This is a genomic window from Methylobacterium sp. WL18 (assembly GCF_008040015.1).
Classification (GTDB): Bacteria; Pseudomonadota; Alphaproteobacteria; order Rhizobiales; family Beijerinckiaceae; genus Methylobacterium; species Methylobacterium mesophilicum.
This window is the reverse complement of record NZ_VRVD01000231.1, coordinates 1-6966: the sequence shown is the minus strand read 5'-3', so window position 1 is coordinate 6966 and position 6966 is coordinate 1. Positions and strand designations below refer to the sequence as shown.

General features: G+C 64.9%; 6 protein-coding genes and 1 tRNA gene. 4 read left to right on the top strand and 3 right to left on the bottom strand.

The features are described from left to right. Positions 1-273: 273 nt before the first annotated feature. Positions 274-777 carry a MucR family transcriptional regulator gene (locus tag FV228_RS16475; protein ID WP_147855615.1) on the bottom strand — a complete coding sequence of 168 codons (504 nt, stop codon included), beginning with the start codon at positions 775-777 and terminating at the stop codon, positions 274-276. A 381-nt stretch (positions 778-1158) separates the two neighbouring features. On the opposite strand from FV228_RS16475, the gene FV228_RS16470 reads away from it, so the two are divergent. The 4 genes from FV228_RS16470 to FV228_RS16455 all read left to right on the top strand — a co-directional run bounded on the left by FV228_RS16470 (position 1159) and on the right by FV228_RS16455 (position 3864). Next, on the top strand, positions 1159-1569 hold the full coding sequence (locus tag FV228_RS16470) for a PaaI family thioesterase (RefSeq protein WP_147855614.1): 411 nt from the start codon (positions 1159-1161) through the stop codon (positions 1567-1569). Positions 1570-1646: 77 nt separating this feature from the next. After that, positions 1647-2573: an oxygen-dependent coproporphyrinogen oxidase gene (hemF, locus tag FV228_RS16465; protein ID WP_187277782.1), complete on the top strand. Its 927-nt coding sequence runs from the start codon at positions 1647-1649 to the stop codon at positions 2571-2573. A 10-nt stretch (positions 2574-2583) separates the two neighbouring features. Further along, positions 2584-3702 (top strand): AAA family ATPase, encoded by a 1119-nt coding sequence (locus tag FV228_RS16460; RefSeq protein WP_147855612.1) that lies wholly within the window; start codon positions 2584-2586, stop codon positions 3700-3702. A 72-nt stretch (positions 3703-3774) separates the two neighbouring features. Continuing rightward, positions 3775-3864 (top strand) — tRNA-Ser (locus FV228_RS16455). Positions 3865-4105: 241 nt separating this feature from the next. On the opposite strand, the gene FV228_RS16450 is transcribed toward FV228_RS16455, so the two are convergent. Beyond that, positions 4106-4432, bottom strand: a complete 327-nt coding sequence (locus FV228_RS16450) for a hypothetical protein (RefSeq protein ID WP_147855611.1) — start codon at positions 4430-4432, stop codon at positions 4106-4108. A 341-nt stretch (positions 4433-4773) separates the two neighbouring features. Continuing rightward, on the bottom strand, positions 4774-6237 hold the full coding sequence (locus FV228_RS16440) for an oligosaccharide flippase family protein (protein ID WP_246693926.1): 1464 nt from the start codon (positions 6235-6237) through the stop codon (positions 4774-4776). Positions 6238-6966: the final 729 nt, after the last annotated feature.

Here is a 6966-nt window from a genome sequence, read left to right as displayed (position 1 = left end):
GGCGGGCGGTCGACCGCGCCCGGCCGTCAGCCCGAGGCCGACAAGCCCGAGAAGAGCGAGGCCGAGAAAGCCGAGACGGAGCGCGCCGCGGGGGACGTGGCCGACGATCTCGCCGACTTCGCCTGACCGGTCGCGACGGGGCGATCCCCGGAACGCAGACATGATTCGGGCGGCGCACGGGGTGTGCGCCGCCCGAATCATCAGTCGGATCGAGGTTCCGTGATCGAGGCCGCCCGAGACCGGGCGGCTTGCAGGATCAGGCGACGTGCAGGATCAGGCGGTTTCCTTGGCCTTGCGCGGACGGCTCGCCTTCTTCGGCTTCTCGGCCGGCTCCTCCTCGGGCTCCTGCACCGGCGCCGCGGACTTGCGGCGCTGCTGGCCGAGGCCGAGGCTGCGGGCGAGTTCGGACCGCTGGGCCGAGTAGCTGGCGGCCGTCGAGGGGTAGTCCCGCGGCAGGCCGAAGCGCTCGCGATACTGCTCGATGGTCAGGCCGTTGCGCGACAGGTGCCGCTTCAGCGTCTTGTAGGGCTTGCCGTCGATGAACGAGATCAGCGCGTCCGGGGTCACCGACTTGCGGATCTGGGCCGGCGTCGGCTTGTCGGCCGTCTCGGTGACGGCCGCCGCCGGAGCGGAGAGCTTCGCCAGAGCCGCGTGAACGCCGGCCAGGAGTGCGGGCAATTCGCTGATCGGGACGGAATTATTCGAGACATACGCGGACACGATGTCCGACGCCTGCTCGATAAAGGTCTGCTGCTGATCTGTGGCGATGTCGTCCATCGATGTCTCCCTCTATCCGACGGTGGGGCACGGTTCTATCGTCTGTGCAACAAAATCAAGTCGTCGTCGAGAGTTTCCTTACATAATGCGTCGGCCATGAACACGCATATTACTCAAGCCGTCGGTGCAGCTGAAATCGTCGCCCGAGCAACGCGATGGCGGCGAACCGCACTTGAACGAGATCCGGTCCTTGTGGTCCGCGGGCGTTACGCCTTCGGGACGCGCCGATCCTGCGGCGTGGTCTGAGAAAAACGTTGCCCGGTCTCGCAACAAACCCGAAACACGTCGCACGCGGCGGGATCCGGGGCGTGCGCGGGTCACGGGATTGTAGACCGTCGGCCCGATGACGATGTCGGCGGAAGCAGATCTGGGGATAGCGGCGTGGATCAACCATCGGAGCAGGGCACGGTCTTCGGCGCCCACATTCCCTTCGTGGATCATTGCGGGATCGAGGCCCTGGACGTGCGGGAGGGCCGCACCCGGCTGCGCCTCGTCCTGCGGCCCGAGCACGCCAACAACCTCGGCATCGCCCACGGCGGCGTGATCTGCACGCTCCTCGATGTCGCCCTCGGCACCGCCGCCCGCCTGAAGGCCGGGCGGCCCGTGGTGACCCTGGACATGCAGACGCGGTTCCTCGCACCGGGGCGCGGAACCCTGATCGCGGAGGGGCGCGTCACCCGGGCCGGACGCTCGGTGACCTTCTGCGAGGCCGAGATCCGCGACGCGCAGGGCGAGCTGGTGGCGAGCGCCACCGGCCTGCTCAAGCCCGTGGGCGAGGGCGCCCCGCGCTGACGCCGGTTCCGGTCCGGCGAATTGACGCCCGCCGATTGACGCCCCATCGGCACAGTGGGAAAGCCTATCGCATGACCATGCCGGACGCCGCCCGCGCAGCCCTGACTGCCCCCCTGTCCGAGGCCGACGTGACGGCCATGAAATCCGAGGCCGCGGCCTGGTTCGCGACCCTGCGCGACCACATCCTGGCGGCCTTCGAGACCCTTGAGGCCGAGGCCGAGGGACCGTTCCATCCGGACGCGCCGACGGCACCGGGCACCTTCGAGAAGACCCCCTGGAGCCGCACCGACCATACCGGCCGGCCCGGCGGCGGCGGCGTCATGGCGATGCTCAAGGGCCGGGTGTTCGAGAAGGCCGGGGTGCACATCTCCACGGTCCACGGCGAGTTCGCCCCGGAATTCCGCGCCCAGATGCCTGGCGCCGCCGAGGATCCGCGCTTCTTCGCCACCGGCATCTCGCTGATCGCGCATCCGTGGAACCCGCATGTGCCGACGGTGCACATGAACACCCGCTTCGTGGTGACCACGAAGGCGTGGTTTGGCGGCGGCGCCGACCTCACGCCGGTCCTGGTGCGGCGGCGCAGCCAGGATGATCCGGACAGCCGGCACTTCCACGCCTGCCTGGAGCGCGCCTGCGCGGCCCACGGCGTCGACCATGCGGCCTACAAGGCGTGGTGCGACGAATACTTCCATCTCAAGCACCGCAACGAGCCCCGCGGCATCGGCGGCATCTTTTATGATTATCGCTGGACCGGAGATCCGCAGGCGGATCTGGCTTTCACCCGGGACGTCGGCCGCGCCTTCCTGGAGGCCTATCCGAAAATCGTCCGCGACAACGTCCGCACCGCCTGGACCGAGGCCGACCGCGAGGAGCAGCAGGTCCGGCGCGGGCGCTACGTCGAGTTCAACCTGCTCTACGACCGGGGCACGATCTTCGGGCTGAAGACCGGCGGCAACGTCGCCTCGATCCTGTCGTCCCTGCCGCCCACCGTGCGCTGGCCATGAGGGCGTTCCGTTGAGCGCCGGGCTGCCGTCGGCTTTCGCGCCCCAGCAGGATGCGGCGCTGAAGGCCATCGCCGCCTGGCGGAAGGCGGGCGGAAGCCAGGTGTTCCGGCTGTTCGGCTATGCCGGCACCGGCAAGACCACGCTGGCCCGCCGGATCGCCGAGGATGTCGACGGCACCGTGGTGTACGGCGCCTTCACCGGCAAGGCGGCCTCGGTGATGCGCCAGAAGGGCTGCTACGACGCCGCCACGATCCACTCGCTGATCTACCGCACCAAGGAGGCGGAGGAGGGCGGCCCGACCTTCACGCTGAACCGCTCGGGCCCGGCCGCGAAGGCCGACCTGATCATCATCGACGAGTGCTCGATGGTCGATTCCGACCTCGGCAACGACCTGCTGTCCTTCGACCGGCCGGTCCTGGTGCTGGGCGACCCCGCGCAGCTGCCCCCCGTGCGCGGCGGCGGCTTCTTCACGGAGGCCGAGCCCGACGTGATGCTCACCGAGGTGCACCGGCAGGCCAAGGACGACCCGATCGTGCGCATGGCCATGACCGTGCGCGAGGGCGGACGGCTGGAACTCGGCACCTACGGGCAGAGCCGGATCGTCTCCCGGCGCACGCTGGACCCGGCCGAGGTGCTGGAATGCGACCAGGTCCTGGTCGGCCTCAACAAGACCCGCCGCCTCTACAACAACCGGCTCCGCGAACTCGCCGGCCACACCGACCCGATGCCGGCGGTGGGCGAGAAGCTGGTGTGTCTCCGCAACGACCGGGTGAAGGGCCTGCTCAACGGCTCGACCTGGACGGTGCAGGCCCTGCGCGCGCCGCCGCGCCCGGACCTGATCCGCCTCGACGTCGTCCCCGAGGACGACCCGGCGCTGCGCCGCCGCGCTACCGACATCAAGGTGCTGCGCGCGATGATCACCGGGAGCGACGAGGAGATCCCGCTGTTCCTGCGCCGGGAGACCGACGAGTTCACCTACGGCTACGCGCTGACCGTCCACAAGGCGCAGGGCTCGCAATGGGACCGGGTGACCCTGTTCGACGAATCCTACGCCTTCCGCGAGCACCGCGCCCGCTGGCTCTACACCGGCCTCACCCGGGCCGCGCAGGCGATCACGATCGTGGTCTGACCGGCCCACGCCGCCGCTTGTGAAGCCCGACCCCGCGTGCTACGCACCGCCCGTCTCATTGAGGCACCTCGCGGAGAGGTGGCAGAGCGGTTGAATGCACCGCACTCGAAATGCGGCATGCCTGCAAGGGCATCGGGGGTTCGAATCCCCCCCTCTCCGCCATTCATGTCATTTAACCAGTTGATGTGAATGATTTTTTTGAGAGCGCCTTGTTTGGCGCCCCAACGATTACCCCAACATCGGTTTCGGATCCCTTCAGACTTCTACAAACGCCGACTCGTTGGACGGGCCAGAGCTTCTGGACGCTGTTCAGCGCGTCAGGATCTGGAGAAAGTCCATAAGGGCTGGTCATTGAAGGGTCCGTGTCAACACTCCTTGGTGAGCACGCGAGTTGGCGCTGAGTTTAATGTGCGGCCATGTGGCGTGCGAGCTTAGCGGCGCGCCAGGCGGCGGTGAGGCATACTGACATTGCCTCCGCCCAGGTGCCGCCGAACTGTTTCCGATGAGCGTGGACAGCGACAGTTGACATGGTTGCGCCGCGATCGAACTTGCCGGCGGCGAATAGATGGCGGCGTGTCGTGCACACCGTCATGTCGAGGCGGGCCTTGGCGGAGAGCAGGCCGGAGGCGATAGCCCGGCTGCTTCCCTGCCGGCAGTGGGAGAGGGTGTTCCAGGATACGGTGCGGTAGGGCGTTTGGTGATCTGTCTTTTTTTCGATGTATCTGACCATAAAGGATTCATAACGATGATTAATCTCATTTCGTCGGTCTTGTCGTTTTTCATCGATTTGACCATAGTGGGTGAATGATCTCGCCTGCTCAGTGTCGCGCCGCTCGTGGCTTGCTTTCGTGGACCCAGGCGGACCTGGCTAAGGCCGCCTCCGTAGGCGTCGCCACGGTGCGTCAGTTCGAGGGTGAGAGCGGCACTCCGCGACCTGCGACGCTAACCGTCTTGCGGCAGGCTCTTGAAGAGGCCGGCCTGGAGTTTATCCCCGAGAACGGCGGTGGGGCCGGGATCCGATTCCTGGAGCGGAAGGATCGAGGGTGATCCCCCTAAGCATGTATGGTCATTTCAGTGTCTAAGCGTGCGCTTCGGACCTGCGATAATGGCTGCAGACGCCGATCGACGCTTAAACCGCAAGCTGGACAGGGTCAGGCGCGCCTCGTGGACCAGGGGATGGCGCAGATACCAAAGTCCATACGCCCAGCTGGCGATCCCGAGTGCGATCGCGACCGCGAGGCTTGGCAACGGCGTTTCGGCGGACCAGCCCCAGACCGACATGACAGCGAGCGCAGGCACGATCGCCACCAAAGTCAGGCCTAGCGCGTGCAGGTAGATCGGGACGTAGTCGCGCCCGAACGTATCGGTCATCCGTTCGAGATGCGGCCGGTAGAGGCCCACGGCGAGCAGGGCCTCGCTGATCCGTGCCATCCCGACGCCCCCGAGGCCGAACAGGCTGCCGACCGCGACCATCACCAGCCCGGCGCCATTGCGGATGAACTCGAACCGGGCCTGAAGCGCCGTCTGGTCGCGGATCAGGAACACCTCCCAGGTCATGGTGAGCGAACTTAGGATGATCGCTGCGATGGATAGGAGGCTGAACGGCAAGGCGGCGCCGGCCCAGGCCGGTCCCAGCAGGAGCCGCACGATCGGCCCGGCCAGGACCGCCGCGCCCGCGAAGGCCGGCCAGAGCAGCGCGGTGATCATGCGCAGGGTCGCGAGGTAGCTCGTGCGCAGGGACCGACCCTGCCTTTCAAGATTGGCCAGATCGACGAACACGACCCGGGTGATCACAGTGTGCATGTGATCCCACATCAGCGCGTTCAGGCTGGCAGCACGCGAAAACAGACCGAAGGCGCTAAGGCCGAGCATGCGTCCGATGATGAGGTCTCCAACCCGCCCGGCGATGCCCGCGACGCCTGCAATGGCGAAGAGCCGGCTGCCGTAGGTCAGGATCTCTCGCCATCCAGTGAAGCCCAGCCGCAACGACACGTGCCGGAGCCCAAAGCTGTTGGCTGCCAAGACCGCCGCGAGCGCGCCCACAACTTGCCCGTAGGCCTGGCTCATATAGCTGAAGCCCAGGATTGCAAGGACCAGCATGGAGCCGTTGGTGGTAAGGCCGCGCAGCATGTTCACAAGCGCCACCGCCCGGAAATTCCCCTGCCGCTCGATCATGGCGGAAGGCCTAAACTCAAGCGCCCCCAGAAGCGGCACCACGGATAGCACCACCAGCGCACGCTGGACCTCGGGCTCCCCGAGCAGCATGCTGCCGGATACGCTGAGGCCGAGGATCAGCAGCGCGGTCGCAAGCGACAGGATCAGGTTCACGGTGAAGACGCTTGCCAGCAGCGCCGCATCCACCCGCTCCGCGCGGACTATGTAGCTCGACAGGCCGCAGGAGCGAATGGTCGACAGCAGCCCCGCGAAGGCCGCCGCAAGGCTGAAGATTCCTGTTTCGTAGGGAGTGAGCAGGCGCGCGAGTACTAGCGAGGTTCCGAATTGCGCCAGAAACAGACTAGCTTGGCAAAGTACCATCCAAGCCAAGCTACTTCGCCTCGACAAGGGCATTTTTTTCAATTTCAACCTCTCGACAAAGTAATGACAACACTGACTCAGTCAGCCGTAAGCGCCGATCATGCTGGTTATTAAACTTTTTTATAAATATAGAAGAAATATTGCGTAGGCTCCTATTCTTACGTGAGGTATCGCGAGTAGCAAAGATGCGGGTTTCTTAGGATCCGCATATCTGAAATTTGGCTGGCATACCAAGTGCAAATTCATTCTGGGTGCCTCCTCGGGGCGACGTATTGCAAGCAGCAGTGAACTGCTTGCGTCCTAAATCACGGCGGTCTTTCGCGCTGGCATCTGGCAACTAAAATCTGGAAGGGGATTTCTGTGAAATTAAATTAACATTTTAGTCTTGAGTGAATGATTGCATCGATGTAATGTCAGATAATATCATTATACAAAGATAATTATTCTTCTCAACTCTGTTTCTGAAGCCTACCCAACTCAAGTGTCGCCCCTTCCCGCGCGCCGACCTGATCAAGGACGCTCTGGACATCTGGCGCCCAGTCTTCCCGACCCGCATAGGCGATGCCAGGGTTGAATAACTGTTGATTGAGGGTTTGATTTTTAGTCCCATAGTGTGGTGGTACGATTGATACCGCATGGAGGGACGCGCTGTGGGACAGTTTCTCCGCGGCAGCGCCACGACGACTGCGACGGTCTGTCGGGCAATCTAAGCTCATCAAGAGAGCGTGA

What these genes read in the sequence shown, in the direction of transcription:
- FV228_RS16440 (WP_246693926.1), bottom strand. Translation starts at nt 6,237, where the DNA reads ATGGTACTTTGCCAAGCTAGTCTGTTTCTGGCGCAATTCGGAACCTCG.
- FV228_RS16450 (WP_147855611.1), bottom strand. Translation starts at nt 4,432, where the DNA reads ATGGTCAGATACATCGAAAAAAAGACAGATCACCAAACGCCCTACCGC.
- FV228_RS16475 (WP_147855615.1), bottom strand. Translation starts at nt 777, where the DNA reads ATGGACGACATCGCCACAGATCAGCAGCAGACCTTTATCGAGCAGGCG.
- hemF (WP_187277782.1), top strand. Translation starts at nt 1,647, where the DNA reads ATGCCGGACGCCGCCCGCGCAGCCCTGACTGCCCCCCTGTCCGAGGCC.